The organism is Actinoplanes sp. NBRC 101535 (genome assembly GCF_030269225.1).
Lineage (GTDB): Bacteria > Actinomycetota > Actinomycetes > Mycobacteriales > Micromonosporaceae > Actinoplanes > Actinoplanes rectilineatus.
In genome coordinates, this window is sequence record NZ_BSSY01000008.1 from 349,218 (window position 1) to 373,891 (window position 24,674).

Here is a 24,674-nt window from a genome sequence, read left to right on the forward strand (position 1 = left end):
CCGGCGTAGCGCGCCTGATCGCAGCCCGGCGTAGCGCGCGGCCGTAAAAAGCAGCAACTCGTCAGTAGAAGCAGTAGAAGCAGTAGAAGCAGTAGAAGCAGTAACTCGGCTCGGCCGGAGCACACGGTCGCCACCCGGTTCGGGTGGCGTGCCCTGGGCGACGGCCGAGCCGCTGCCGTTCCACCCTGCGCCGGCCCTATCGGCGCCAGATCAGGTTCCGGTAATCGCCGATGCTGGAATACTGGACGACACTGACATCGGGTGTCTGGACGTTGTTCACATAGGTCTGCTGCAGATCCTTGCCGCTGCTCCTGTTGGTGAGGAAATATCCGGTCACCTGATATTCCGCGGCGAAGACCTGCCATTGCTGACTCAGGCCGCCGGTGCATGCGGCCGCCTCGACGGCTGTCGTCTCGACGCCGTCCGCCCAGATCTGGTCCAGGCACTGGCCGCTCTTCTTGTTCTTCACGGTCGCGATGGCGCTGTTGACGTCGATGAAGGTGTACGCCCACTGCTGGCTGTCGTCACCGGTGCAGGCGGCCACCGTGAGGTCCGGGGTCCCGGCACTCTGTTCCAGGCATTTCACACTTCGCCAGTTCTTCACGGTGACCCAGTAGTCGGCCGCCGCGGCGGCCGCAGGAGCGGACGAGGCCAGGGCTGCGGCCGGCGTCGTGAGCAGGGCCGCGCCGATGGCGACGACCGGGGCGAGGGCAATCGTAGGGCGTCTCACTGATACCTCCGATAAAACGCTGGAAATGCGCCGTGAAGGTCTCAGCGACGGTAGCAATCCGGAAACGGCCGGGCATTCACGCAGTTGGACACGGTTCTGATCGGAAACGGACCGCGCCCGGGACGGGGGACGGACCTCCGGGGCGGGGCCGATCCGTGGGTAGGGCCCGGGACGGTCGTGGTGCGGTGGGGGAGTGGAGGCACGTACCTCATGAAAAGCGTAAGAAACACGCCTGGAGCCCCCAAAGCGGCTCAGTGCCTGACGGAACCTGTCGACAGAAGGGTGTGAGACTCGTCGCGGGGAGCTCGAGATGACAGACGTTGCCAGCGGGGACGATGGTGGCTGGTTCGCCAACCTGAAAGTCAACGTGAAGATCCAGGGGTGCATCGCGGTCGCCGCGATCGCTGCTGTGATCATCGGGATCGCCGGGCTGACGGCGATCAGCAGTCTCGGTGAGCGGACCCAGTTGCTGTACAAGGACAACGTCGCGCCGCTGACCGAACTGTCCCTGGTGCAACGCACCTACCAGGCGCTGCGCGGCCGGTACCTGGAGTACGGCATCGCCACCGTGGCGAACCGCAAGACGCTCCTCGAGGAGATCGAGGTCCGGCAGGACCGCGTCACCGCCGCGCTCGCCACCTACCGCGAGGGCGCGGTGAACGAGGACTCGGTGGACCAGTTCGAGGCCGCCTACAAGAGCTTCATCGACATCGGCGACAACAAGATGATCCCGCTGGCGGACAAGGGCAACCTGGTCGCCTTCGAGACCGTCTACCACGACGAGGTGCTCCCGCTGCTCGACACCGCGTCGACCACCATCGACGCGGAGAGCGAGGCCCAGCTCGCCCAGGCGAAGCAACGGGCGCAGGAGAGCGCGTCCGCTGCCTCCACCTCGCGGATACTGCAGATCGTCGCCCTCGTCGTCGGTGTGCTGGCCGCCGTCGTCCTGGGCCTGATCGTCGGCCGGGCCATCGTCGGGCGCCTCGACAAGGTCAAGGCCGCGCTGATGGCGATGGCCAAGGGCGACCTCACCCACCCGGTGGACGTACACGGACGCGACGAGGTCGGGCAGATGGCCGGGGCGCTCAAGCAGGCGCAGGAACAGACCCGCGAGGTGGTGGCGTCGGTCGGTTCCGCCGCGCACAGCCTGGCCGCGGCCGCCGAGGAGACGTCGGTGATCGCGAACCAGATCAGCGAGGGTGCCGCGACCGCCTCCGAGCAGGCCCGCATGGTCTCGGACGCGTCCAGCGACGTGTCGACGAGCGTCACCACGGTGGCCGCCGGGTCCGAGGAGATGGGCGCGGCCATCGCCGAGATCGCCCAGAGCGCCAACTCGTGTGCCGAGGTGGTCGGCAAGGCGGTCACCGCGGCGGCCGCCGCCAACGAGACGATCGCGACGCTCGGCGACTCGAGCCGGCAGATCGGCGACGTGATCCGGGTGATCACCGCGATCGCCGAGCAGACGAACCTGCTGGCGCTGAACGCGACGATCGAGGCGGCCCGGGCCGGCGAGACCGGCAAGGGCTTCGCGGTGGTCGCCGGTGAGGTCAAGGACCTCGCCCAGGAGACGGCGCGGGCGACCGAGGACATCGCGAAGCGGGTCGAGGCCATCCAGAACGACAGCAACCAGGCGGTCGGCGCGATCGGCGAGATCAGCGAGATCATCGGGCACATCAGCGACTACACGACGACGATCGCGTCGGCGGTGGAGGAGCAGAGTGCGACGACCGCGGAGATGAACCGCAACGTGAACGAGGCGGCCAACGCCACCGGGCAGATCAACACCGGTATCACCAGCGTGGCGGAGAGTGCCCGGACCACCGCCGAGTCGGTGGGCGACGCGCAGCGGTCGGCGGCCGAACTGTCCCGGATGTCCGTCGAGTTGCAGGCCGCGGTGTCCCGGTTCGTGTACTGATCCGGCGGGTGAATCCGGGGTGCCCGCTGGGCACCAGACCGTCCGATAGGTCAAGATCGTCGGGTGTACCTGCCTGAAGACCTCGACACGTCCGTTCTCACCGAACGGCAACGGCGGATCCTCGCCGTGATCCGCGACCACGCCGTGGAGTACGGGTTCGCGCCGTCCACCCGGGAGATCGGGGACGCGGCCGGCCTGCGGTCGGTGTCGTCGGTGAGCCGTCACCTGCGGGTTCTCGAGGATCTCGGGTTCCTGCGGCGGGGGTCGTCGATGGCGCGGCCGATCGATGTGCGGATGTTCCTGGATGTTTCCGAATCGTCGGATTCCTCGACGGTCGGTGTGCCGCTCGTCGGCACGATCGCCGCGGGCGCTCCGATTCTGGCCGCGTCCTCCGAGGAGGACGCGGAAGTGCTGTCGCTGCCGCGGGACCTGGTCGGGCGCGGCACCCTGTTCAGCCTGCGGGTCCAGGGCGACTCGATGATCGACGCGGCGATCTGCGACGGGGACATCGTGGTGGTCCGGCAGCAGCAGGAGGCGTACAACGGGGACATCGTGGCGGCGATGCTCGACGACGAGGCGACCGTCAAGGTCTTCCGGCGCCGCGGCGGGCACGTTCTGCTCGAACCGTGCAATCCGGCCTATCAACCGATCGACGGCGATCACGCGGTGATTCTGGGCAAGGTCGTCTCGGTGCTCCGCCGGCTGTAGAAGATCTCCGGGAACTACTCGGGACTCCGCGACGACTTGTCAGGGACAAGATCATTCCGGAGCCTTGGAGTAGTGCCCTGACCACGATGAGTTCGGTACGGCCCCTGCTGTTACGCCTGCACTTCTACGCGGGCGTCCTGATCGGGCCGTTCCTGATGATCGCCGCGCTCAGCGGCGCGGCCTACGCGATCAGCCCACAGATCGAGAAGATCGTGTACGCCGGCCTGCTGACCCCGGCCGACCCGGACGCCCCCGCGGTGCCACTGGCCCAGCAGGTGGCCGCCGCGGAGCAGGTGACCACGGTGTCCGGCCTGGCCGCGGTCCGTCCCGCGCCCGACGGCGGCACCACCCGGGTGATCTTCGACGACGGGACGTTCGCGGAGTCGTACCGGCACGCGGTGTTCGTGGACCCGGGAACGGGTGCGGTGCTCGGGCAGGCGACCGTCTACGGCACGACCGGGGCGATGCCGCTGCGCTCGTGGATCGACGAACTGCACCGGTCGCTGCACCTCGGCGACGTCGGCCGGTACTACAGCGAACTCGCGGCGTCGTGGCTGTGGGTGGTCACCCTCGGCGGCCTGGCCATGTGGGTGATGCGGTCCCGGAGCACCCGGGCGGCGCTGGTGATCGACCGGGGAGCCACCGGCCGGGCTCGCAGCCGGACCTGGCACGGGGTACTGGGCATCTGGGCGGCCGTCGGCTTCCTCGGCATCTCGGCCACCGGACTGACCTGGTCGCAGCTGGCCGGCGAGAACGTGACGGAGCTGCGCTCGCAACTGGACTGGTCGACGCCGGCCGTCTCGACGACCGTGGCGCAGGCGGCGGCGGTCACCGGCGGCGAACACTCCGGGCACGGCGGCGGCGTGGTGACGACCCCGTCCACGGTGGACCTGTCCACGATCGATCAGGTGCTGGCGGCGGCCCGCTCCGCCGACGTGGACTCCGACCAGGTGGAGATCAGCCCGCCGTCCGGGGAGGGCCGGACCTGGGTCGTCACCGAGATCCACCGGGCATACCCGACGTCGGTGGATGTGGCGGCCGTCGACCCGACTTCGTTCGAGGTGACGGACGTCGTGCGGTTCGGCGATTACCCGTTCATGGCGAAGATGGCCCGCTGGGGCGTCGACCTGCACATGGGTACGATGTTCGGCCTGGTCAACCAACTGGCACTGGTCGCGCTGGCGCTCGTCCTGGCCGGGATGATCGTCCTCGGGTACCGGATGTGGTGGCAGCGCGGCGGACGCCGGTCCATCCTGGGTACCCCGCCGCCGCGCGGGAGTTGGCTGCGACTGCCGGCGTGGCTGATCGCGGTGGGGGTGCCGGCGGTGTTCGCGCTGGCCTGGTTCATGCCCCTGTTCGGCATCCCGTTGCTCGCCTTCCTGGCCGTCGACGTGGTGGCCGGCGCGTTGCGGGCCCGCCGCCCAGCCTGATTCCGTCAGGTGCCGGACCGGGCGGCGATGCGCTTCGCCACGGTGAGTGTCTCGGCGTCGAAGAGGACCAGGCGGACCGTCGGAATGGTCGTTCCGGAATCGGCGACGGCCTGCAGCGCCTGGCGGATGGCGTCGTCCTTGGGCCAGCGGTAGACGCCCGACGAGATCAGCGGGAAGGCGACCGACGTGGCACCCAGCTCCGCGGCTGCCGCCAGGGAATTGAGGTAGCAGTCGCGGAGCAGCGGGGAACGGTCCTCGTCGGCGCTCCACACCGGGCCGACCGTGTGCACGACCCAGCGGGCCGGGAGGCGGCCGGCGGTGGTGGACACCGCCTGGCCGACCTTCAGGCCCCGGCCGTACCTGCTGGCGCGCAGGGCTCGGCACTCGGCCAGGATGTCCGGGCCGCCCCTGCGGTGGATCGCGCCGTCGACGCCGCCACCGCCCAGCAGGGACGAGTTGGCGGCGTTGACGATCGCGTCGACGTGCTGCTCGGTCAGGTCGCCGGACACCAGCTCCACGGGATCCACCTTTCAGGAGGACCTGCAGTCTAGAAGGGCTCCGACGGGCGGGTGTTCAGCGGGCGATGTAGCCGCCGTCGACGAACAGTTCGGCGCCGGTGACGAACGAGGCGTCGTCGCTGGCCAGGAAGAGGATCGCCGCGGCCACCTCGGCGGGGCGCCCGACGCGGCCGAGCGGCGTCGTCGTCACGTACGGCTCCTGGTCGGTGTCGCCCATCATCGGGGTCTCGATGAAGCCGGGGTGGATGCTGTTGACGCGGATGCCGAGGGGCGCCCACTCGACCGCGATGTTCTTGGTGAGGGTACGCACCGCGCCCTTCGCCGCGTGGTAGGCCGGTGAGGTGCCGAACCCGCCGGACGCCCCGAAGATCGAGCTGATGTTGACGACGCTGGCCGCGGGTGCCGCCTTGAGCAGGGGCGCGAACGCCTTGGTGCCGAGGAACACGCTGGTCTGGGTGACCGCGACGACCTTCTCGTACAGCGCGAGGGTGGTGTCCTCGAGGGTTTCGGCGTGACCGAGCCCGGCGTTGTTGACCAGGATGTCGAGTCCGCCGAACTTCTCCTGCACGGTGCTGACGGCTTGCGCCCAGGCTTCTTCGGAGGTCACGTCGAGGTGCAGGAAGAGGGCGGTGCCGCCGTTCTTCTCGATCTCGGTGACCACCTCGGCGCCGAGGGTGTCCTGTACGTCGGCGACCACGACGGTCGCGCCTTCGGCGGCCGCGCGCAGGGCGGTCTGCCGGCCGATGCCGCTCGCTGCTCCGGTGATCAGCGCGGTCTTGCCATCGAATCGAGCCATGATCTTGTCCTTGCTCTTCTGACTAGGGCTGGTCGGCCCTTGATAAGTAAACGATACGTCTCGTATAGGTTTCTGGATCCTGTGATCTCGGTCCCTGTGACAGGAGGCAGAATGCCCCGCATGGCAGTCGGAGGAGCGCGTCCCGGAGCGGGACGCAAACGGGACCCGCAGGCACAGCGGGCGGTGCTCGCGGCGGCCGAGGCGTTGCTGATCGAGATCGGCTATCACCGGGTCACCATGGAGAAGATCGCCGAACGGTCCGGGGTGGCGAAGATGACCCTCTACCGCTGGTGGCCGAACAAGGCGGCGGTGGTGACCGACGCCGTCCGCGGCAGCCTGGCGCCGACCGCGGTGCCGGACACCGGCTCGATTGCCGGCGACGCGCTGGCCTGGCTGGAGGGCCTGCTCGGAACGTTGACGAAATACGGCGACGCCAGCGTGGTCGCGGCGGCGATGAGCTCGCGCGGAGAGGCGGGGCTGGCCGACCTGCGCGACATCCTGCACCCCTGGTTCGAGGGCATCCGCGCGACCACCGGCGACGCGGTCACCGCCCACACCTGGCTGGGATATCTGGTGTACCGGGTGGTCTTCCTGCAGGAGGAGGTCACCGCCGCGGACCTGCGGACGCTCGTGGAGCGTGACCGGGGTCCCTGGTGAGAGCGGGTTCTCGCAACCCCAGGAGAAACCCGTCATCGGGTACGCGGTGAAGCCCCGTGCAACCTTCTCCCCGCACCGGACGGTCTAGGGGTACGTGACAGTAGACAGCGGCTCGGGTCGATCCGAGCGTGACCGACAGTTCCACGAGTTCGTGGCCGACCGCCGGGGCCGGATGCTGCACACCGCGCGGTTGTTGACCGCCGGTGACGGCCACCTGGCCGAGGATCTCGTCCAGACGGCGCTGACGAAACTGTATGTGTCGTGGGCGGCGTTCCGGCGCTCGGAACAACCGGACGCCTACGTCAAGCGGGCGCTGTTCAACGCGCTGATGGACGAACGCCGGCGGATCTGGCGGCGCTTCGAGCGTACCGTCGCCGACGTTCCGGAACGCCCCGGTTCGACGGCGGCCGACACTGACCCGGCGCTCGCCGCCGCCCTCCGGGAACTGCCACCGCGGATGCGCGCGGCCGTCGTGTTCCGTTTCGTCCTGGACATGGACGTGGCGGACACCGCGGTCGCGCTCGGCTGTTCCGCCGGGACGGTCAAGAGCCAGACCGCCCGTGCGCTGGAGAAGTTGCGTACCGCCCTCGAGAACTTTCCGGAACTTCAGCACCAGGGAGTGAGTCGATGATGGACCTGCAGGAGCGGTTGCGGCGTTTCGGAGGGACGGTCGAGACCACCGTGCCGGAAATGATCGCCGCCGATATCGTACGGGGACGCCGCGCCGTCCGCCGTCGTCGTGCGGCCCAGGCCGCGACCGGTGCGGCCGTCGCCGCCGTCGCGGCGTTCACCTTCACCACCGTCGCGGGGCAACCGGCCGTCCCGGGCGCGCGGAGCACCGCGGAGAGCGTCACGGGCGGCCTGGCGCTGGTCGACTACCGCGGGGAGCAGCCGAAGTACTTCACCATCGCGAAGGTGCCGGAGGGCTACTTCATCCAGAACGACGACGAGACCGGCCTGATGATCGCCCCGGACCGGGCGCGCAACCCCGGGCCGGACGTCGATCCGTCGAAGGACACCCTGTACGACCCGCGCTTCTACACCGACAAGATCGGTATCTTCCTGGAACGGTCCGACTATCGCGGGCCGCAGGAGGGCGACACGGTGACCGTCGCCGGGCGACCGGCGGTCGTGCACCCGATCGGCGACACCACGCAGCTGATCATCGCGGTGTCCGACCGGGTCTCCGCCACCATCCAGGCCGACGTCCCGATCACCCGCGCCCAACTGCTCGAACTGGGCGAGGGCCTGACGGTCAGCCGGGAGGCGATCGACCGGATGGGCGCGGCCACCGGAAAGGCCGGCAAGTGACCGGTCAGCGGTAGTCGTCGAGGATCGAGGACAGGGCACGCCAGGCGCCGGGGCCGGACCCGTCGCTCGCGCAGATCTGCAGCGTCTTCCACAGCGCCCAGCCACGGCCCCGCGTCCACTCGGCGTCGTCGACCCCGAGCCGCTTGCGGAACACCTCGCGGCCGTCGGCGGTCAGCAACGTCCACGCGACCGCCAGATCGCAGGACGGATCGCCGACGCCGCAGGTGCCGAAATCGATCACCGCACCCAGCTCACCGTCGCGCAGCAGCAGGTTGCCCGGGGCGAGGTCGCCGTGGAACCAGGTCACCCGGCCGTCCCACGGTGCGGCCAGGCAGTCCGCCCAGACCCGGGCCGCCAGGTCGGTGTCGATCCGGCCGTCCAGGGCGGTGAGACCGTCCTGGGCGAAGCCGTCGAAGGCCCGCAGGGTGGCGCCCCGGAACCAGTTGTGCAGGCCGGGACCGGGGCCGCCGGACGGGTCGAACCCGCGGATCGCGGCGACGAACTCGGCCAGGTCACCGGCGAACCGGACCGGGTCGGCGATCCGTTCCACGCTCGCGGTCTCCCCGGCCAGCCACCCGTAGACCGACCAGGCGAACGGATAACCCTCGCCGGGTACGCCCTGGGCCAGCGGGACCGGGATCGGCTGCGGCAGCCGCTCGGCGAACACCGGAAGCCAGCGGTGTTCCTTCTCGACGGCGCGGGCGTACTGGGCGGCGCTGGGCAGCCGCACCGACATGCCGTCACCGAGGTGGAAGGTCCGGTTGTCCCAGCCGCCCCGCGCCACCGGCGTCACCGGCAGGCCGGCCCACTGCGGGAACTGGGCGGCCACCAGCCGCCGGACCTGATCGGCGCCGACCTCGACGCGCTGCGGGGCGGGGCCCCAGTCCGGAAGGTCACTCATCCCTGGTCGTCCCGATCGCCTTCTCGATGAGGTCCCAGCTGAAGAAACCCACGATCGCCAGCGGGACCAGCACGTACCACTCGCCGAGCACACCGTGGTCGCCGGAACGCCCCACCGCGGCCAGGAACCCGGCCGCGGCGAACGGGATGCAGGAGACGGCGATGACCAGCCGCCGGAGCCAGACGCGGCGGGCGGGGGAGTTCTGACTGTCCATGGTGGCCAGTCTGGCAGTCGCCGACCGTCGGCGGATCTCACCGCGGGCCGACGTCACGCTATACCGGAGGGTGGAGAGAGCGGGTGCATACAACGATCGTGGTACATGCCGCCGAACGAATTTCCGTACCGTGACGGCATGGGTCGCTGGCTTCCCCCGCTCGCGTTCGTTCTGGCCGTGGCACGGGTGGCGGCCGCCCCGGTCGTGTTCACCGACCGGCCCCCGGACCTGCTGGCGTACGCCCTGGTCGCGGCGATGTGCCTGGCCCTGCCGGTACGCGACGACCACCCGGCGATCACGCTCGCCACGGTCGGGGTGCTGTTCCTGGTGTACCACGTGCTCGGCTATCCGGGCGGCGCGCCCGCCCCGCCGCTCTGGGTGGCCCTGTTCGCGGTGGGCGCCGCGTCCCGCCGTCGTGCCGGGTTCGTCGTCGCCGGGCTGCTGCTGGCCGTCGACATCCAGGGCCGGGCCGCCACCACCGGTCTCGGTCTGCTGGACGCCCGGCTCGACGGCTCGACCGGTGTCTTCCTCGGTGCGCTGCTGCTCGGTGAGGTGGTCCGCGGGCGACGGGAACGGCTGGCGACCGCCGCCGCGGACCGCGAGCAGCGCCTGATCTCCGAACGCGTCCGGATCGCCCGCGAACTGCACGACGTCACCGCGCACACCCTGGCGGTCGTCGCGGTGCAGGCCGGGGTCGCCGCCGACCTGCGCGAGGACGACCCGGACGGCTCCGGGCGGGCCCTCGAGGCGGTGCGCCAGGCGGCCGGCGACGCGATGCGCGAACTGCGGGCGGCGGTGGGCGTGCTGCGCGACGGCAGCCCCGAATCCGGTCCGCCACCACCCACGCCGGCCCTGGACCGGCTGCCGGATCTGGCCGCGGCCACCGGGGCGGTGCTGATCAGCGAGGGTACGCCCCGGCGGCTGCCCCGGGCGGTGGAGGCGGCGGCGTACCGGATCGTGCAGGAGGCGGTCGCCAACGCGATCCGGCACTCCGGGGCGGGACGGATAGAGGTCCGCCTCGGATACCGGCCGGACGGTCTGGCGATCCAGGTCGGCGACGACGGCCGGGACGCCGGCGGGCCACCGGGCAACGGGCTGCACGGCATGGTCGAACGGGCCACCGGGCTGGGCGGCTGGCTGCGTGCCGGCCCGGGACCGGCGGGCGGGTTCCAGGTCCGCGGCTGGATCCCCGGATGAGCGTCCGCGTGCTGATCGCCGACGACGAGGCCCTGATCCGTGCCGGGTTCCGGGCCCTGCTCGACCGCGACCCGGCGATCGAGGTCGTCGCCGAGGCGGCCGACGGCGACGCGGCGATCACCGCGGCCCGCGCGCACCGGCCGGACGTGGTGCTGATGGACATCCGGATGCCCGGCACCGACGGCCTGACCGCGGCCCGCCGGATCCTCGGCGACGACCGGCTGCCCGGCGTCCGGGTCCTGGTGCTGACCACGTTCGCCCTCGACGAATACGTTTACGCCGCCCTGCGCGCCGGCGCCTCCGGGTTCCTGCTCAAGGACGTCAGCCCGGACGAACTGCGGCACGCGGTCCGGGTCGTCGCGGCCGGCGACGCGCTGCTCGCCCCGTCGGTCACCCGGCGGCTGATCGCCGCCTACGCCGTCCCCGGCGAACCGGCCCCGCCCGCCGTGGAGGCCCTCACCGTCCGGGAACGTGAGGTGGTCGCGATGGTCGCGGACGGCCTGTCGACAGCCGAGATCGCGGACCGTCTCGGGATGAGCCCGGCGACGGCGAAGACCCACACCAACCGGGCGATGACCAAGCTCGGCGTCCGGGACCGGGCACAACTCGTGGTGTACGCGTACCGCTGGGGGCTGGCCCGGCTGCCACGACCGCGGTAGTCCCGCTGCCGCGCCGGTGGAACTCCATCGGCGTCGATCGTTCGTAGCGTCGCCGGCATGTATCTCATCCTCGGGGCCGTGCTGAACGCCGCGGCCGGATTCTTCTGGAAGGGCGACGGGCTGGACGCCACCGGCGGCACCCTCGCCACCCTGGGCCTGGCCTGCTGGATGCTGGGTCTGCTCGACGTCTACCAGCGGCTGCGGCCACTGGTGCCGTGGTACGCGACCGTCGCCCCGCCGGTGACCGCGCTCGCCGTCACCGGAGGCATGGCCTTCAGCGTGCAGGCCGTCCAGGAGCAGGTGATGGATGTGCCGCACGCCGCCGCCGTGGCGTTGCTCGACGCCTACCCGGTGCCGGCCTGGACCCTCTACTGGATCTGCGGGCCGCTCTTCCCGCTGACGGTGACGGCGCTCGGCGCGGTGCTGTTGCGGTACCGGGCGGCGCCCGTACCCCTCGGCGTTCTCCTCCTGCTCGGAGGCCTCGTCTTCCCGCTCAGCCGGATCACCCGGGAGGTGACGCTGGTGCACCTCGCCGACCTGTTGCTGCTCGTGGGCTTCGGCTGGCTCGGCCACCGGACCCGGCGGTCCGCGCGGCCGGTGCCGGCCGGGAGGGCAGCGGCATGAGTTGATCCCCCCTTCTACCCTGGGCCGGTCGTTCATTCATACGGGGAGATTCATGCGCGCCTCGCGTCTCATCGCCGGCACCCTTGCCGGTGTCACCACCCTCACTCTCATCGGCGCCTGCGGGCAGCAGATCGCGGCGGCCGTCGAGCCGAAGCTGGAGCTGCGCAACGCCATGCAGAAACTCGCCGAGGCGGAGCAGGCCGGCTTCACTCTCAAAGTCACCGGCAGCGCCGACGACCTGGCCGCCGCGCTGAAGGCGTCCGGCGAGGAGGTGTCGGCGGACGGCGAGGACAGGATGGCGATGGACGCGCTGTTCGCGTCGTCGTTCACGATCTCCTACGACAAGGCCGGCGAGGGCACCGCCGACGACCGCGGCTCGCTCGCGGCGACGATCAGCGGCGTCACCGGCACCGAGATCCGGTGGGTGGACGCGGTGCTCTACGCCAAGATGCCGGTCCAGGACGTGATCAAGAAGGTCGGCGCGACCGACGCCGACTTCGCCGACCTGCGCAAGGAGGTCACCGCCATGCCCGGCGTGATCGACTTCGTGGACGGCGACTGGGTCAAGGTCACCGCGGACCAGCTCGGTGAGTTCGCCGAGGGCGGCTTCGGGGTGCCCACCGACGACCTCGAGTCGGAGAAGCTGACCGCGGAAGTGACAGCCGGCGCGACCAACCTGCTCGAAGGTGCGACCATCACCCGGGACAGCGCGGACGAGACGCACCTGATCGCCACGTCGTCGACGGCGAAGGCGTACACCGAGGCCAAGCGGCTGGTGACGGCGGTCGACCCGGGCCTGGCGGGCGACCTGGGCGAGGCGCCGGCCGACAAGCCGATCACGCTCGACCTGTGGATCGAGGACGGCGAGCTGACGGCGGCCGAGCTGAACGTGCTGCAGTTCGTGGACGGGGCGACCGGCCGGGTGGCGGCGCGTCTCGAGGTGGCCACCGGCGAGAAGATCGAGGCGCCGGCCGATGCGAAGCAGATCGACCTGAAACAGTTCGCGGACACCGCGGGCGCCTGATCTCCGTGTGACGCGATGTGAAGAGGCCCGGCCCGCGGATCCGCGGGCCGGGCCTCTTCACATCGCTCGTCAGGCCGCGGGGGAGAAGGCGTGGCGGGCGCCCGAGGTGGAGAGTCGCGGCGCGATCAGGCGGTCGACGCTGAATCGGCCCGCGCCGACGGCGGCGATCAGCAGTGCGGCGGCGCCGAGCGCGGCCGTCAGCTCGAAGCCGTTCTCGGCCACGAACACGCCGTTGCCGATGTGCACGAGCAGCACCGCGCCGAGCATGTTCAGCGCCAGCAGCAGTCCGGCCACCGGCACCAGCGCCCCCGCGATGAGCAGCACGCCGCCGGCGAGCTCGACGATCGCCGCGAACCAGGCGCTCACCGTCGGCAGGGGCACCCCCATCTGCCCGAACGCGGCGCCGGTGCCGTCCAGCCCCCACTCGTTGATCTTCTGCCACCCGTGGGCGACGAAGACCACCCCGACGGCGACGCGGGCGATCAGGGTGGCGACGTCACGGATCGTGCCGTTGTTCATGGGAGCCTCTCTCGCAGGATTGATTGCCGCTTCAACTATCTAGAGGGACTTAGGTTGAAGCAACAACTATTGCTGTGGCTGTCGTCACGATCGGCTTTTAGTTGACGTTTCAACATCTCGGGTTCTACGTTTCCTCCATGGACACCCCGACCGTTGCCTTCGCCGGCTCCACCGACCCCGAGGCGCCACTGGTGGTGCTGCTGCACGGGCGCGGCTCGCACGAACGCGAGATCATCACCCTGAGTGAGCATCTTCCGCGGTCTTCGGCGTACGCCTCCGTGAGAGCACCGATCGCCGAGGGCGGCGGCTACGCCTGGTTCGCGAACCGTGGCATCGGACGGCCGGTCACGTCCTCGCTACGCACCGGGATGGACTGGTTCCGCACCTGGCTGGACACCGTGGCGCCGCCGACCCGCGACGTCTTCCTGGTCGGCTTCAGCGGCGGCGCGGCATTCGCGGGCGGCCTGCTCCTGGACGATCCGGGCCGCTACACCGGGGTGGCCGTGCTCTACGGCACCCTGCCGTTCGACGCGGGCGTCCCGACCACAGCCGGGCACCTGGAGGGGACGCCGGTGTTCGTGGCCCAGGGCGACTTCGACACGGTGATCCCGCGCGAACTGCTGGACCGGACATGGGAGTACGTGACCGGCGCTTCCGGCGCGGACGCGACCGCCCGCCGCGATCCGGTGGGCCACGGCATCGCCCCGCAGGCGTTGAAGGCCCTCGCCGCCTGGCTGCAGGCCGACCGGTGACGGACACTCCGGGCGCTGCCGAAAGTCCAGCTCAGGACGGTGATGGAACTCCCGGCTCCGGGAGTACTCCGGCCGGGGTGCCCGGTTCGGGCACTGTCCTCCCGTCGGCTTCGGTGGCCTTCCCATCGGCTTCGGTAGCCTTCCCGTCGGCGTCGGCGTCGGCGGCCTTCCTGTCGGCGTCGGTGGCCGCTGAGGCACTGGCCGAGGCGCGGGCGGCGGGCCGGACCCGGCCGCCGTTCACCGACATGGATCCGCTGCTGGACGAACAGTGGGGATACCGTGTGCAGGACGTCGACCGGGCGGCACGGCTGGCCGCCGGAGAACGTCAGGTAGGCGCGAAACTGGGCCTGACCAGCCGCGCCAAGCAGGTCACGATGGGCGTGCACCAGCCCGTGGCCGGCTTTCTCACCGACGCCATGGACCTGTCCGCCCCGCCCGACCCGCGGCCGGACACCGCGCAGGCAGGTACCGGCCGCTCCGAGCCACCGGTGAACCCCGATCATGTGGGCCGGTCGGCGGACACCGTCGTGGACGAGCCGCCGGTGGATGCCGGCCGGGGCGATCCCCGTGTGAAAATCGGCCGGACGGTTCGGGCCGTGCAGCCACGCATCGAGCCGGAGATCGCATTCCGGCTGGGCCGCGCCTTGGACCACCCGATCACGGCCCTCGAGGCCCGCGGCATCGCCGACGCGGTAGCCGTAGCCGTGGAGGTCATCGATTCCCGCTTCGCCGGTTTCGGCTTCCGCCTGCCCGACGTGGTCGCGGACAACACCAGCGCGGCCGGCTTCCTGACCGGCGAATGGGTACCCACCACCAACGCCGGCGACCTGGCCGCCGCCCGCTGCGTGTTCTCCGCCGACGGCACGACGCTGCTGGAAGCGACGGGCGACGCGGTGCTCGGCGACCCCTGGCTGGCGCTGGTACACCTCTCCGAACACCTGCACCGCCAGGGCCAGTCGCTGCCCGCGGGCTCGGTGGTCCTGGCCGGGGCGCTCACCGACGCGGTCCCGCTGCGACCCGGCGTCACCTATCGCGTCGAGATCGACGGGCTGGTCGCGCTGACCTACACGGCACCCAGCTGACCCGGACAGCACGGCATCGAGCGCCCGGCACGTCGTTGAACGGCCCGGCGCATGACTACTCAACCCGGCGCATGACTGCTCAACTCGGCGGATGGCTGAGCGATGCGGCGGATGGCTGAGCGATGCGGTTGAGCGGCCGGGATGCGGCGGATGGACGACAGCTGACGGCCGGGTCGGTCGGGCCGTCGGCTGCGGTTGTTCGGGAGGGTGGGAGTCAGCCGTGGGCGACGGCTCGGGGTTGCCTGGCCGTCGCTCGCGGTTGTTTTCGGCTCGGGGATGGGCCGTAGTCGACGGCCGGGCCGGTTGAGCCGTCGACTACGGCTGTTCGAGAGGCGGGAATCAGCCATCGCCGACGGCTCGGGTTGCCCGGCCGTCGCCCACGGTTGCTTTCGGCTTGGGGGTGGACCGTGGGCGACGGCTGGGGGTAGCCGGAACGCCACCGAACCCATTCCGATCTCGGTGACGGCTCTGGTGTGGCCGCGCGTTGCTGAACGGCGCCTGACGCGCGGGGCGACCGGAGGCGGCGCCCGGCAGGTGTGATCGCAGCCGCAGCGAAGTCGACGGGCAGACTCTTGATCGACTTAAGCTGAGTGGCATGGTGCGACCGTCGGCCGTCGCTCACGGTCGTTTTCGGCTCGCGGATGGACCGTAGTCTACGGCCGAGCCGGTCGAGCCGTCGACTACGGCTGTTCGGGAGGGCGGGAACCAGCCGTGAGTGACGGCTCGGGGTCGGCCAGCCGTCGCCCACGGTAGCTTGAGCCGTCGAGGTGCCCGAGCCGTTGAGGTGCCCGAGTCGTCGAGGTGCCCGAGCCATCGAGATGCCGAGTCGTCGAGGTGCCCGAGCCGTCCAGGCTCATTCATCGTCGAGGGCTGTCAGTCGGCTCCGTGTGGTGGGTTCGGGCGACTTTTCAGCGGACGACGCGATAAGTGATGTGGGTGACCAGGGAGGCGGCTCGGCTGGAGATCTGCTCGAGCTTGAGGGGTGGGACTCCGGCGAAGAGGCGCTCGCCCTCGCCCAGGACGACCGGGGTGATGCTCAGGGTCAGCTCGTCGACCAGGCCGGCGGCCAGGAACTGGTTGACGGTGGCGGCGCCGCCCGCGATGTCGACGCGACCGTCGCCGGCGGCCTCGGCGGCCCGGGACATGGCCTCCTCGACGCCGCCGGTCACGAAGTGGAAGGTGGTGCCGCCGTCCATCGGCAGGTCGTCGCGTTCGTGGTGGGTGAGGACGAAGACCGGGCCGTGGTAGGGCGGCTCCTCGCCCCACCAGCCCCGCCAGGACAGGTCCCACTCGCCGCGGCCGGGGCTGAACATGTTGCGGCCCATGATGTAGGCGTCGGCCTGGACGAGGGCGTCCATCTCGGCCTTGTTCTCGTCGGGGGTCTGGAACATCCACCGGGTCAGCTCGCTGACCGGGCCCGCACCGAACGGCTTGTCGAGGGATTGGCCGGGTCCGGCGGTGAACCCGTCGGCGGAGACGGCGAATCCTGCGGTCACGAGAGCCATCGGTTCCTCCTTGAACTTGCCCGACTGAGGATCTTGAACTTGCCCGGCTGAAGAGCTCGAACGTGCCCAGCAGACGAGCTCGAACACGCCGGACTGAAGAGCTCGAACGTGCTCAGCAGACGAGCTTGAACGCGCTCAGCAGACGAGCTTGAACGTGCCCAGCAGACGAACTCGAATCGTGCCCGGCTGAAGAGCCACCCCGCACGGTAGCCGGGACCACTGACATTTTCCGGGCCCGCCGGAAAGTGTCGTACGGCCGTTCTAGGCTCACCGCCATGATCGAAAGTTCGCCCGTGGCCGTGAGCCCGTACCCCACCCTCGACGAGTTCACTGAGGCGGTGGCGTTGGCGCGCCGGGCCGCCCGGGCGTATTACGACACCGGCGACGCGGAGATGACCGACGCCGACTACGACCTCGTCGCCGACCGGATCGCCGCGACCGTCGCCGAGCATCCCGAGTGGGACGACCAGGGGGTCACCACCGAGGTGGCGGCCGGTGCCTCGGCCGGTGGCGACGTGCGGCACCCGACGCCGATGCTGTCCCTCGACAAGATCAAGACGGCGGAGGAGGTGACCGCGTTCGTCGAGACGCTCGGTGGAGACGAGTGCCTGGTCGAGGTGAAGCTCGACGGGCTGGCGATCCGGGCCGAATACCAGGCGGGCCGGCTGGTGCTGGCCGCGTTGCGTGGTGACGGCTCGACCGGTGAGGACGTGACCGGTCAGGTCCGCCGGGGTGTGGCCGGCCTGCCCGCGGAGCTGCCTTCGGCGTGGAGTGGCGAGGTCCGGGGCGAGGTCTACATGACCGTCGACGACTTCGAGACGTCGAGCGCCAACCGGGTCGAGGCGGGCGGCAAGGCGTTCGTGAACTCGCGCGGTGCGGTGGCCGGCGCGATCCGCAGCGTCGACCGCACCTACGAGACTCCGATGAGCTTCGCGGCGTACGAGATCAGCGGTGAGGGGGTGACCGCCGACGACAGTCACCAGGAGCGGATGGCGCACGCCGCGCAGCTGGGTTTCCCGGCGGCCCGGGGGCTGGTGCCGGAGGCGGCGGTGGTGTGCCGGACCGCCGAGGAGGTGATCGCGGCCATCGAGGCGATCGGTGACCGGCGGGCGGGGCTGGCGTTCCCGATCGACGGCGCGGTCCTCAAGGCCGACCGGGAGACCACCCGCCGACGGCTCGGACTGGCGAGCCGGACGCCGTACTGGGCGACCGCTTTCAAGTACCCGCCGGACACCGCGTCGACCGTGTTGCGTGACATCGAGGTGCGGATCGGCCGGACCGGGCGGATCAGCCTGCGGGCGATCATCGACCCGGTGTATGTCGCCGGCACCACCGTCGCCCGCGCCACCCTGCACAATCCGGACTGGGTCGTCGGTCAGGGTCTCGCGATCGGGCAGACGGTCGCGGTGTGGCGGGCCGGCGACGTGATTCCGCGGGTCACCTCCCCGGTCGGGGAGCAGCCGCACGGGCTGACCCCGTGGGCGCCGCCGGAGCAGTGCCCGCAGTGCGGTGAGGCGTGGGACAAGTCCAGCCTGCTCTGGCGCTGCCACACGCCGTCGTGTGCGGTGGTCAACCGGATCGTCTACGCGGCGAGCCGGGAGTGCCTGGACATCGACGGCCTGGGCGAGGAGATCGTCGTCGCGCTGGTCGAGGCCGGCCTGGTCAAGGACCTCGCCGACCTGTTCACGCTGACCGTCGAGCAGGTCGCCGCGCTGCGGACCGGTGACGGCAACCGGCAGGTCGGCACGGCGATCGCCGGCCGGGTGATGGCGGGCATCGAGGCGGGGCGGACGCAGCCGTTCAACCGGGTGATCACGGCGTTGGGCATCCGGATGACCGGTCGTTCGGTGGGCCGGTGGCTGGCGTCGCGGTTCAAGTCGATGACGGCGCTGCGGGCGGCGAGCGTCGAGGAGATCGCCGAGATCGAGAAGCTGGGTCTGATCAAGGCGCGGTACATCGTCGACGGGCTGGTCGCGATGGCCGATGTGATCGACCGGCTGGCCGCGCGGGGTGTGACGATGGAGGTGCTCGACGACGGCGGTGACAAACCCCTGGCGGGCCAGACCTTCGTGGTCAGCGGCAGCGTCCCGGGTTATACGCGTACGACGGTGAGCGAGCGGATCGAGGCGCTCGGTGGCACGGCGAGCGGCAGCGTGTCGGCGAAGACGACGGCGCTGGTGACGGCGGAGACGACCACCAGCAAGGCGAAGAAAGCCGCGCAACTGGAGATTCCGATCATCGATCCGGAGGAGTTCGCCCGCATGCTGGCGTGATCCCGGTGACTGATCGACGCGGCTCTTGGCGTCCGGTCTTACCCTGGCCGGATGTCAATGAACCCCGCCCGGTGGCTGTCGGCGGCCGTGATTCTTCCCGCGGTGGCCGTCGCGTTGCTCCTGCCGAACCTGGTCACCCTGGCGGCCGGCGGTGACGGCCTGGTCATCGTCGACGGCAGGGTCGAGCTGGTCGAGTCCGCCCCACTGGGCTGGGTGAATCTCGCGGTGGTCGTGCTGGCCTGGCTGTTCGCCCTGCTGGCGAGCAGCCGGATCGAGGTCGGCGACGGTGTGGTGGGTGCGCGCGAGGCGGCCTGGGATGCGCTGCGGCACCTGCCGGTGATGCTGTTCGGCGCGGTGGCGGCGTGCGCCGTGACGGTCGGGGTGTTGTGGGCGTTCGTTGCGGTGGGCGGTGTGACGGCGACCGGGTTGCCGGGGATCGTCGTGCTGGCGGTGGTGTGCGGGCTGCTCGCGGTCCGCGCGCTGCTCGTCGGCGTCCGGTGGTCGGTGTCCGGTGACACGGCGCCGCCGTCGTGGGGTGAGGTCGTCATGTTCGTGCTGGCGGGCCTGGCTCTGCCGTTCGCCGCGCTGGCCCTGTGGGGTGCCGTCGAGACGCCGTGGTATGTGGACAACGTCGGGTACGTCCTCCTGTTCGCGGTGACGGTCGGCGCCCAGGCGGCACTCGCGACGCGGTCGTTACCGCGTACCGTCGGAGAAGGCACGGACCGGAAGATCCGCGCCTGGCCCGGCGTCGCGGCACTGGCCCTGTCGTTGGTGGTGTCGACCGGGCTGCCGGTGGTGAATCCGGTCGGCGCGCCGGTCGTGCACACCCGGGACGGGGTGGGGCCGGTGGCCGCGATGGCCTGGCCGGCCGGGCAGCATCCGGTGATCGCCTCGCTGGGGGCGGTGATGTTCTGCGACGACGACCTCTGCGAGCGGCATACCGATGTCGACGGCGGGCCGGCGTTGATGAGGGGGTTCGGTAAGGCGGCGATCGGGCGGGACGGGACGGTCGTCACCGCGGCGATCGGTGGCGGGCCGGACAGTGGTGGCCCGTTCATCCACTACGCGCGGTGTGTCCGCACCGGATGCGAGGAGAAGTATCTGCCGGTTCGGGCCTCGGCGAACGACAAGCTCAGCACGCAGGGGACCGGTGAGATGGAGGTGGCGCCGGCCAGTGCACCGGACGGCGCGCTCTGGTTCTTCGTGTCGCTGCCGGCGGACGGTGGTCCGCATGGCCGGAACCGGTTCGTTCTGATCCGGTGCGCGGATGTCGCGTGCGCCACACCCGAGCGGCATGAGATGGGCACCCTCGACCACATCGAGGAGGACGGTTATCAGCGGGGTGAACGGGCCCGGCTGTCGATCGACGCCGACGGCCGGCCGCGCGCGGACTGGTGGGAGGGCATGTGGATCACGCGGCTGACGTGCGACCCGACCACCTGCGTGAATCCCAAGAAATCTGGATTCGCGGGATTCCCGAACGCCATCTGGGCCACGGACGGCACCCGCGGCGTCACGGTGCAGCACGGCCAGTTGCGTTACCCGGCCCCGGAGGCGGAGGCGGCGGTGGATGCGGAGACCGAGACGGAGGCAGGTGCCGAGACGGAGGCGGGCACGCCGGTGGATTCCGGTGCGGAGCCGGAGGTCGAGGCCGCGGCCTGGCTGGTCGGCACCGAGAGCAGTGCCGAGAGCAGCGCCGAGAGCAGCGCCGGGAGCAGCGCCGAGAACGGTGCCGGGAGCAGCGCCGTCTTCGCCGGTGACGACGTCTATGTCGCGGGCTCGGTACCGGCCAGCCCGAAGGGTGTGTATGTCGGCACCGAGGGGGCGACACCGGCCTGGCGGCAGACCGTGTGGCGCTGCTCCGGCGTCGACTGCACGAGTATGCCCCTCGACGTCTACGAGGGTGAGGCGGCATCGATGGCGATCGCGGTCGCGGAGGACGGCCGGGTGCTGGTGGCGCGTCCGGGCAGCCTGGCTCTCCTGCAAGCGTTCTAAGCCGGTAACAAACCGGTAACAGGACTTCCGGCCTCGCTGTGTGACCGATCACACTAACGTTCACTTCCCTCTATGTGATCGGTCACACCAGTGCACATGCCGCAAATCCCCTGCAAGGAGCTCCCATGCCCCGTCTCCGAAGAACACTTGCCGCGGCTCTCGTCCCCATCGTTCTGACCATGGGTATCGCCACTGCGGCCCACGCCGCCGCAACCGACACCCTCACCGTCGACCTGGCCGCCGACACCGGCGCGTTCCGGGGCGGCGCGACCGGCACCCTCTACGGACTGTCCAGCGAGGGCGTTCCGTCGCAGGCGGTCCTCAACGGCGCCCGCGTCACCAACACCTCGCAGCGGCCGCCCGACGGACTGCAGCACCCCACCGGCGACGCGCTGAAGGTCGAACGGTCGTTCTTCGCCGGCGCGGGCAAGGACCTCTACGTCTACCTGCAGGACATGTACCCGGACTGGCCCTACACCGCCGGCACCCGGCCGGGCGACGCCGACGGCGACGGCGTGTGGGACTACCTGCCGCTGCTGCGCGAGGCCGTCGAGAAGGTCGCCACCAGGTCGGCCCGTCCCAAGGACTACGTGTTCCTGCCGTTCAACGAGCCGGACGGCATCTGGTACCAGGACTGGCCCACCGAACGCGACCAGTTCCTGGCCGACTGGTCCGCGGCCTACCGGGTGATCCAGGAGGTGTGGGCGGCCCACGGTCTGGGCCACGCCCGCATCGGTGGTCCCGGTGACAGTCGTTGGCACGCCGATCGCAGTGCCGACTTCCTGGGGTACGCGCAGAAGAACGGCCAACTGCCGGACGTGTTCATCTGGCACGAGCTGGGCATCGACAATCTCGCCACCTTCCGCGGCAACTTCGCGGCGTACCGGGACCTGGAGAAGAGCCTGGGCGTCGCGGCGATCCCGGTGAACATCACCGAGTACGCGCTGCCCCGCGACATGGGCGCCCCCGGCAGCCTGATCCAGTGGCTGACCATGTTCGAGGACGTGAAGGCCGATGCGCAGACCGCGTACTGGAGTTACGCCGGTGGGCTGAGCGACAACATCTCCCGGACCAACGGCGCCAACGGCGGCTGGTGGATGTTCAAGTGGTACGGGGACCTCGCCGGTTCCCGCACGGTGAAGGTGACGCCGCCACGGCCGAACACGGTCGCCACCCTGCAGGGCATCGCCGCCCGGGACGCCGCTAACGACAGGACCACCGTCCTGTTCGGCGGCGGCGCCAACGGCGTCAACCTGGTGCTGCGCAACGTCACCGGCTCGCAGGTCGACGTGCAGGTGCGAGCAGTCCGTCTCAACGGGGCCGAGGGCGCGACCGGCCAGCCGCCGGTGGTGCTGTCGACGCGGGCGACCGTCACCGACGGCACCGTGAGCGTGACCGTGCCGAACGACAATCAGCACACCGCGTACCAGGCGATCGTCACGCCCGTCCTGCCCCGCCGCGAACCGGTGGCGAACCCGCTGGTCAGCAGTGTGGAGGCGGAGACCGGCACGCTCGTCGACGCGACCGTGTTCAACCGGGACGACGGCTGGACCCAGATGGCCTCGAACCGGCACGACGTCGGCGACTTCAAGAAGGCGACCTCCAGCATCACCTGGCAGGCGACCGTCGCGCGGACCGGCACGTACCGGCTCTCGGTGCTGGCAGGGACCAACAGCCTCCCGGGTCGTCACGCGCTGTTCGTGGACGGTGGATACCACCAGCTGGTGCGTTATCCGGCGACGCTGGCGTGGGGTTACCGGGGCAACGCCGACGTGACGCTGCGGCTGACCGCGGGCACCCACACGTTCGCGCTGAAGGGCTCCACCGACGGGGTGACCGCCCTGCCGAACGTGGACATCGCGGTGGACCGGTTCGACCTCTACGACGTCACCGACTCGGAGAGGACCGTGTATCCGGTGCTCCAGGCGCGGCTCTCCGGCGGGGCCAAGCTGGTCGACGGCGCGGCGTCGCTGTCCGGAAGCGGTAAGGCGACGTTCTTCGTGGCGGCGGCCGAGACCGGATATCACGATCTCTCTGTCGGGTACGGGACGAAGAACGCCGCCGCGATCGACGTGCGTGCTGACGGGCGTACCCTCAAAATGCCCGCAAGCAAGAGCGCAGGCTCCTGGGTCTCCACCGCGCGGGTCTTCCTCCCGCAGGGGATCAGCGAGATCACGGTGACCGCGGCGGCGGGCGCGCAACTCTCGTCGATCACCACCGCCCGTGCCGCCGCGGCCGATTCTGATCAGGCCAACGTCTACCGGGCGCAGGCCGAGTCGCTGCCCCGGGCTGGAACCGCGGCAGTGGCGAGCTATCCGAAGTCGACCGGCGTCTTCGGGTCCGAGGACGCGGGCGGCACGGTGAGCTACGTCGGGTTCGTCGGACTCGGCGCCGGGAACACCGTGACGCTGAACCGGCCGTCGAGCTTCGGCGCCGGTGACTACGTGCTGACCGTCGGCGCGGCCAACGCGGAGCGCAGCGGCAGCCACAGTTACAACCCGCAGGTGGTGGACCGGTTCATCGACGTCACGGAGGCCGGCGGCGGCACCACCCGGGGCGCGGTCCGCACGACGTATGCGTGGACCAACTTCTGGGACAAATCCATTCCGGTCACCACCACCACAGCGAGCGGCGCGCTGACCCTGGGCAACGCCACCGCCTACGCGCCGGACCTCGACACGGTCAGCCTGGCCCGGCTGGTCGCCGGAACGCCGACGACGACCGCGCGGTAGCAAGCGGTAAGACGATCGAAACAGCCGTGGGCGTAGGATCTGATCGCTGCGCCCACGGCCCGTCGAGGAGATCCTTTGCCGAGTATCAGGGACGTCGCGGCTGCCGCCGGGGTTTCCTACCAGACGGTCTCCCGGGTGCTCAACGGCTCGCCGAAGGTGCGGACCGAGACGCGCGAGCAGGTCCTGGACGTGATGAACCGGATGGGCTACCGGCCGAACCGGGCGGCCCGCACCCTCGGCCGGGGCCGGGCCCGCGCGGTCACCGTGGTCACCGCGAACACCACGCTCTACGGGTACGCCGCGACGCTGCAGGGCATCGAGGAATCGGCACGTGACCAGGAACTCGCGGTCGGGATCCGGGTGATCGACTCGGTTCGCGACGCGGAGGTCCGCCGTGCCGTCGACGATGTCAGCGACCCGTCGGGCGGTGGCGTGATCGTGGTGGCGTTCGATGCCGAGGGGGTGGCGGTGCTGCGTGCGCTGCCCGCCGGGGTGCCGGCCGTCGCGGCGATCGAACCGGACGTGCTGCCGGTGAGCCGGACGACGATCTGCCTGGACGAGCGTCTCGCGGCGGCCGACGCGACCCGGCACCTGCTGGGTCTGGGGCACCGGACCGTGCACCACATCGCGATCCCGTCCGAGTCCGGGACGCGGGGCCGGGAGGCCGGCTGGCGGCAGGCGCTGGCCGGTGCCGGGGTGGAGATCCCCGAGGTGGTGCCGGCCGGCTGGGACGCGCCGTCGGCCTACGCGGCGGGTCGCCGGCTGGCGGGGGATTCGTCGGTGACCGCGATCCTGTGTGGCAACGACGACACCGCGCTCGCGGTACGCCGGGCGCTCTACGACGCGGGCCGGCGGGTGCCGGAGGACGTCAGCGTGATCGGGTTCGACGATGTGCCGGGCGCCGCCTACTGGACACCGGCGTTGACGACCGTGCGGATGGATTTCGTGGCCCTGGGCCGGGCGTGCGTGACGGCCCTGGTGGGGGAGTTGGACGGGGTTCCGGTCCGGGACGTGTCGCTGGCCGCGCCGGAGCTGGTGCTGCGCGAGTCGACGGCCCCGCCACCGATTCTGTAACGAACTGGTAACCACCTCTTTTCATCGATGGGTGTGACCGGTCACACTTCCTGCATCG

Annotated in this window: 23 protein-coding genes; 16 read left to right on the forward strand and 7 right to left on the reverse strand. The window is 70.7% G+C overall.

Translation table 11 applies throughout. The features are described from left to right. Nucleotides 1-196: 196 nt before the first annotated feature. The gene (locus QSK32_RS23860) at nucleotides 197-730 is read right to left on the reverse strand and encodes an RICIN domain-containing protein (RefSeq protein WP_285473216.1); all 534 of its coding nucleotides are present in this window, start codon (nucleotides 728-730) and stop codon (nucleotides 197-199) included. Nucleotides 731-1,040: 310 nt separating this feature from the next. Between QSK32_RS23860 and QSK32_RS23865 the strand changes: the two genes are divergently transcribed. From QSK32_RS23865 to QSK32_RS23875, 3 genes are all read left to right on the forward strand, one after another. Further along, on the forward strand, nucleotides 1,041-2,645 hold the full coding sequence (locus QSK32_RS23865; protein ID WP_285473217.1) for a methyl-accepting chemotaxis protein: 1,605 nt from the start codon (nucleotides 1,041-1,043) through the stop codon (nucleotides 2,643-2,645). A 63-nt stretch (nucleotides 2,646-2,708) separates the two neighbouring features. Further along, nucleotides 2,709-3,353 (forward strand): transcriptional repressor LexA, encoded by a 645-nt coding sequence (lexA, locus tag QSK32_RS23870; RefSeq protein ID WP_285473218.1) that lies wholly within the window; start codon nucleotides 2,709-2,711, stop codon nucleotides 3,351-3,353. 86 nt (nucleotides 3,354-3,439) lie between these two features. Beyond that, a complete protein-coding gene (locus tag QSK32_RS23875) occupies nucleotides 3,440-4,783 on the forward strand; it encodes a PepSY-associated TM helix domain-containing protein (protein ID WP_285473219.1) in 1,344 nt (447 codons plus the stop codon). 5 nt (nucleotides 4,784-4,788) lie between these two features. Here the strand turns inward: QSK32_RS23875 and QSK32_RS23880 are convergent, their stop codons facing one another. Next, nucleotides 4,789-5,310, reverse strand: a complete 522-nt coding sequence (locus tag QSK32_RS23880) for an O-acetyl-ADP-ribose deacetylase (protein WP_045741602.1) — start codon at nucleotides 5,308-5,310, stop codon at nucleotides 4,789-4,791. Between the two features lie 46 nt (nucleotides 5,311-5,356). Continuing rightward, the gene (locus QSK32_RS23885; protein ID WP_045741603.1) at nucleotides 5,357-6,097 is read right to left on the reverse strand and encodes an SDR family NAD(P)-dependent oxidoreductase; all 741 of its coding nucleotides are present in this window, start codon (nucleotides 6,095-6,097) and stop codon (nucleotides 5,357-5,359) included. A gap of 120 nt (nucleotides 6,098-6,217) precedes the next feature. Here QSK32_RS23885 and QSK32_RS23890 point away from each other — a divergent pair, with 120 nt between their 5' ends. The 3 genes from QSK32_RS23890 to QSK32_RS23900 all read left to right on the forward strand — a co-directional run bounded on the left by QSK32_RS23890 (nucleotide 6,218) and on the right by QSK32_RS23900 (nucleotide 8,065). Then, complete coding sequence (locus QSK32_RS23890; protein ID WP_285473220.1) at nucleotides 6,218-6,754, forward strand: TetR/AcrR family transcriptional regulator; 537 nt, start codon at nucleotides 6,218-6,220, stop codon at nucleotides 6,752-6,754. Nucleotides 6,755-6,848: 94 nt separating this feature from the next. Continuing rightward, nucleotides 6,849-7,385 (forward strand): SigE family RNA polymerase sigma factor, encoded by a 537-nt coding sequence (locus QSK32_RS23895; RefSeq protein WP_083448923.1) that lies wholly within the window; start codon nucleotides 6,849-6,851, stop codon nucleotides 7,383-7,385. Then, nucleotides 7,382-8,065 carry a hypothetical protein gene (locus QSK32_RS23900; protein ID WP_285473221.1) on the forward strand — a complete coding sequence of 228 codons (684 nt, stop codon included), beginning with the start codon at nucleotides 7,382-7,384 and terminating at the stop codon, nucleotides 8,063-8,065. The genes QSK32_RS23895 and QSK32_RS23900 overlap by 4 nt, the downstream gene beginning before the upstream one ends. A 4-nt stretch (nucleotides 8,066-8,069) precedes the next feature. Here QSK32_RS23900 and QSK32_RS23905 read toward each other — a convergent pair whose 3' ends face one another. Next, the gene (locus QSK32_RS23905; RefSeq protein WP_045741606.1) at nucleotides 8,070-8,966 is read right to left on the reverse strand and encodes an aminoglycoside phosphotransferase family protein; all 897 of its coding nucleotides are present in this window, start codon (nucleotides 8,964-8,966) and stop codon (nucleotides 8,070-8,072) included. Further along, on the reverse strand, nucleotides 8,959-9,180 hold the full coding sequence (locus QSK32_RS23910; protein ID WP_045741607.1) for a hypothetical protein: 222 nt from the start codon (nucleotides 9,178-9,180) through the stop codon (nucleotides 8,959-8,961). The genes QSK32_RS23905 and QSK32_RS23910 overlap by 8 nt, the downstream gene beginning before the upstream one ends. Nucleotides 9,181-9,318: 138 nt before the next feature. On the opposite strand from QSK32_RS23910, the gene QSK32_RS23915 reads away from it, so the two are divergent. Genes QSK32_RS23915 through QSK32_RS23930 form a run of 4 tightly spaced genes read left to right on the forward strand, consistent with a single transcriptional unit; the run spans nucleotide 9,319 to nucleotide 12,684 of the window. Beyond that, nucleotides 9,319-10,377, forward strand: a complete 1,059-nt coding sequence (locus QSK32_RS23915; protein WP_285473222.1) for a sensor histidine kinase — start codon at nucleotides 9,319-9,321, stop codon at nucleotides 10,375-10,377. Beyond that, nucleotides 10,374-11,036, forward strand: a complete 663-nt coding sequence (locus QSK32_RS23920) for a response regulator transcription factor (protein WP_045741608.1) — start codon at nucleotides 10,374-10,376, stop codon at nucleotides 11,034-11,036. Before QSK32_RS23915 ends, QSK32_RS23920 begins: the two co-directional genes overlap by 4 nt. Nucleotides 11,037-11,093: 57 nt before the next feature. Further along, entirely contained in the window at nucleotides 11,094-11,660 is a 567-nt protein-coding gene (locus QSK32_RS23925; RefSeq protein WP_285473223.1) for a hypothetical protein, read from the forward strand. 52 nt (nucleotides 11,661-11,712) lie between these two features. Continuing rightward, nucleotides 11,713-12,684, forward strand: a complete 972-nt coding sequence (locus QSK32_RS23930) for a hypothetical protein (RefSeq protein ID WP_285473224.1) — start codon at nucleotides 11,713-11,715, stop codon at nucleotides 12,682-12,684. A 69-nt stretch (nucleotides 12,685-12,753) separates the two neighbouring features. Here the strand turns inward: QSK32_RS23930 and QSK32_RS23935 are convergent, their stop codons facing one another. Next, on the reverse strand, nucleotides 12,754-13,203 hold the full coding sequence (locus tag QSK32_RS23935) for a DoxX family protein (RefSeq protein WP_045741611.1): 450 nt from the start codon (nucleotides 13,201-13,203) through the stop codon (nucleotides 12,754-12,756). A 137-nt stretch (nucleotides 13,204-13,340) separates the two neighbouring features. Here QSK32_RS23935 and QSK32_RS23940 point away from each other — a divergent pair, with 137 nt between their 5' ends. Next, on the forward strand, nucleotides 13,341-13,955 hold the full coding sequence (locus QSK32_RS23940) for an alpha/beta hydrolase (RefSeq protein WP_285473225.1): 615 nt from the start codon (nucleotides 13,341-13,343) through the stop codon (nucleotides 13,953-13,955). 113 nt (nucleotides 13,956-14,068) lie between these two features. Further along, nucleotides 14,069-15,037, forward strand: coding sequence for a 2-keto-4-pentenoate hydratase (locus QSK32_RS23945; RefSeq protein WP_285473226.1), 969 nt, complete (start codon nucleotides 14,069-14,071; stop codon nucleotides 15,035-15,037). Between the two features lie 908 nt (nucleotides 15,038-15,945). Here QSK32_RS23945 and QSK32_RS23950 read toward each other — a convergent pair. Next, a complete protein-coding gene (locus QSK32_RS23950; protein WP_045741613.1) occupies nucleotides 15,946-16,542 on the reverse strand; it encodes a dihydrofolate reductase family protein in 597 nt (198 codons plus the stop codon). Between the two features lie 275 nt (nucleotides 16,543-16,817). Here QSK32_RS23950 and ligA point away from each other — a divergent pair, with 275 nt between their 5' ends. The 4 genes from ligA (at nucleotide 16,818) to QSK32_RS23970 (ending at nucleotide 24,616) form a co-directional block, all read left to right on the forward strand. After that, nucleotides 16,818-18,815, forward strand: coding sequence for an NAD-dependent DNA ligase LigA (gene ligA, locus QSK32_RS23955; RefSeq protein ID WP_045741614.1), 1,998 nt, complete (start codon nucleotides 16,818-16,820; stop codon nucleotides 18,813-18,815). 51 nt (nucleotides 18,816-18,866) lie between these two features. Further along, nucleotides 18,867-20,810, forward strand: coding sequence for a hypothetical protein (locus QSK32_RS23960; RefSeq protein ID WP_285473227.1), 1,944 nt, complete (start codon nucleotides 18,867-18,869; stop codon nucleotides 20,808-20,810). Nucleotides 20,811-20,989: 179 nt separating this feature from the next. After that, nucleotides 20,990-23,542 carry a carbohydrate-binding protein gene (locus tag QSK32_RS23965; protein ID WP_285473228.1) on the forward strand — a complete coding sequence of 851 codons (2,553 nt, stop codon included), beginning with the start codon at nucleotides 20,990-20,992 and terminating at the stop codon, nucleotides 23,540-23,542. Between the two features lie 75 nt (nucleotides 23,543-23,617). After that, nucleotides 23,618-24,616: a LacI family DNA-binding transcriptional regulator gene (locus tag QSK32_RS23970; RefSeq protein ID WP_285473229.1), complete on the forward strand. Its 999-nt coding sequence runs from the start codon at nucleotides 23,618-23,620 to the stop codon at nucleotides 24,614-24,616. Nucleotides 24,617-24,674 lie beyond the last annotated feature (58 nt).

Coding starts and splice junctions, on each gene's coding strand:
- QSK32_RS23960 (WP_285473227.1), top strand. CDS start 18,867: ATGTCAATGAACCCCGCCCGGTGGCTGTCGGCGGCCGTGATTCTTCCC.
- QSK32_RS23920 (WP_045741608.1), top strand. CDS start 10,374: ATGAGCGTCCGCGTGCTGATCGCCGACGACGAGGCCCTGATCCGTGCC.
- QSK32_RS23865 (WP_285473217.1), top strand. CDS start 1,041: ATGACAGACGTTGCCAGCGGGGACGATGGTGGCTGGTTCGCCAACCTG.
- QSK32_RS23915 (WP_285473222.1), top strand. CDS start 9,319: ATGGGTCGCTGGCTTCCCCCGCTCGCGTTCGTTCTGGCCGTGGCACGG.
- QSK32_RS23940 (WP_285473225.1), top strand. CDS start 13,341: ATGGACACCCCGACCGTTGCCTTCGCCGGCTCCACCGACCCCGAGGCG.
- ligA (WP_045741614.1), top strand. CDS start 16,818: ATGATCGAAAGTTCGCCCGTGGCCGTGAGCCCGTACCCCACCCTCGAC.
- QSK32_RS23875 (WP_285473219.1), top strand. CDS start 3,440: ATGAGTTCGGTACGGCCCCTGCTGTTACGCCTGCACTTCTACGCGGGC.
- QSK32_RS23910 (WP_045741607.1), bottom strand. CDS start 9,180: ATGGACAGTCAGAACTCCCCCGCCCGCCGCGTCTGGCTCCGGCGGCTG.
- QSK32_RS23935 (WP_045741611.1), bottom strand. CDS start 13,203: ATGAACAACGGCACGATCCGTGACGTCGCCACCCTGATCGCCCGCGTC.
- QSK32_RS23950 (WP_045741613.1), bottom strand. CDS start 16,542: ATGGCTCTCGTGACCGCAGGATTCGCCGTCTCCGCCGACGGGTTCACC.
- QSK32_RS23900 (WP_285473221.1), top strand. CDS start 7,382: ATGATGGACCTGCAGGAGCGGTTGCGGCGTTTCGGAGGGACGGTCGAG.
- QSK32_RS23930 (WP_285473224.1), top strand. CDS start 11,713: ATGCGCGCCTCGCGTCTCATCGCCGGCACCCTTGCCGGTGTCACCACC.
- QSK32_RS23890 (WP_285473220.1), top strand. CDS start 6,218: ATGGCAGTCGGAGGAGCGCGTCCCGGAGCGGGACGCAAACGGGACCCG.
- QSK32_RS23905 (WP_045741606.1), bottom strand. CDS start 8,966: ATGAGTGACCTTCCGGACTGGGGCCCCGCCCCGCAGCGCGTCGAGGTC.
- QSK32_RS23885 (WP_045741603.1), bottom strand. CDS start 6,097: ATGGCTCGATTCGATGGCAAGACCGCGCTGATCACCGGAGCAGCGAGC.
- QSK32_RS23965 (WP_285473228.1), top strand. CDS start 20,990: ATGGGTATCGCCACTGCGGCCCACGCCGCCGCAACCGACACCCTCACC.
- QSK32_RS23925 (WP_285473223.1), top strand. CDS start 11,094: ATGTATCTCATCCTCGGGGCCGTGCTGAACGCCGCGGCCGGATTCTTC.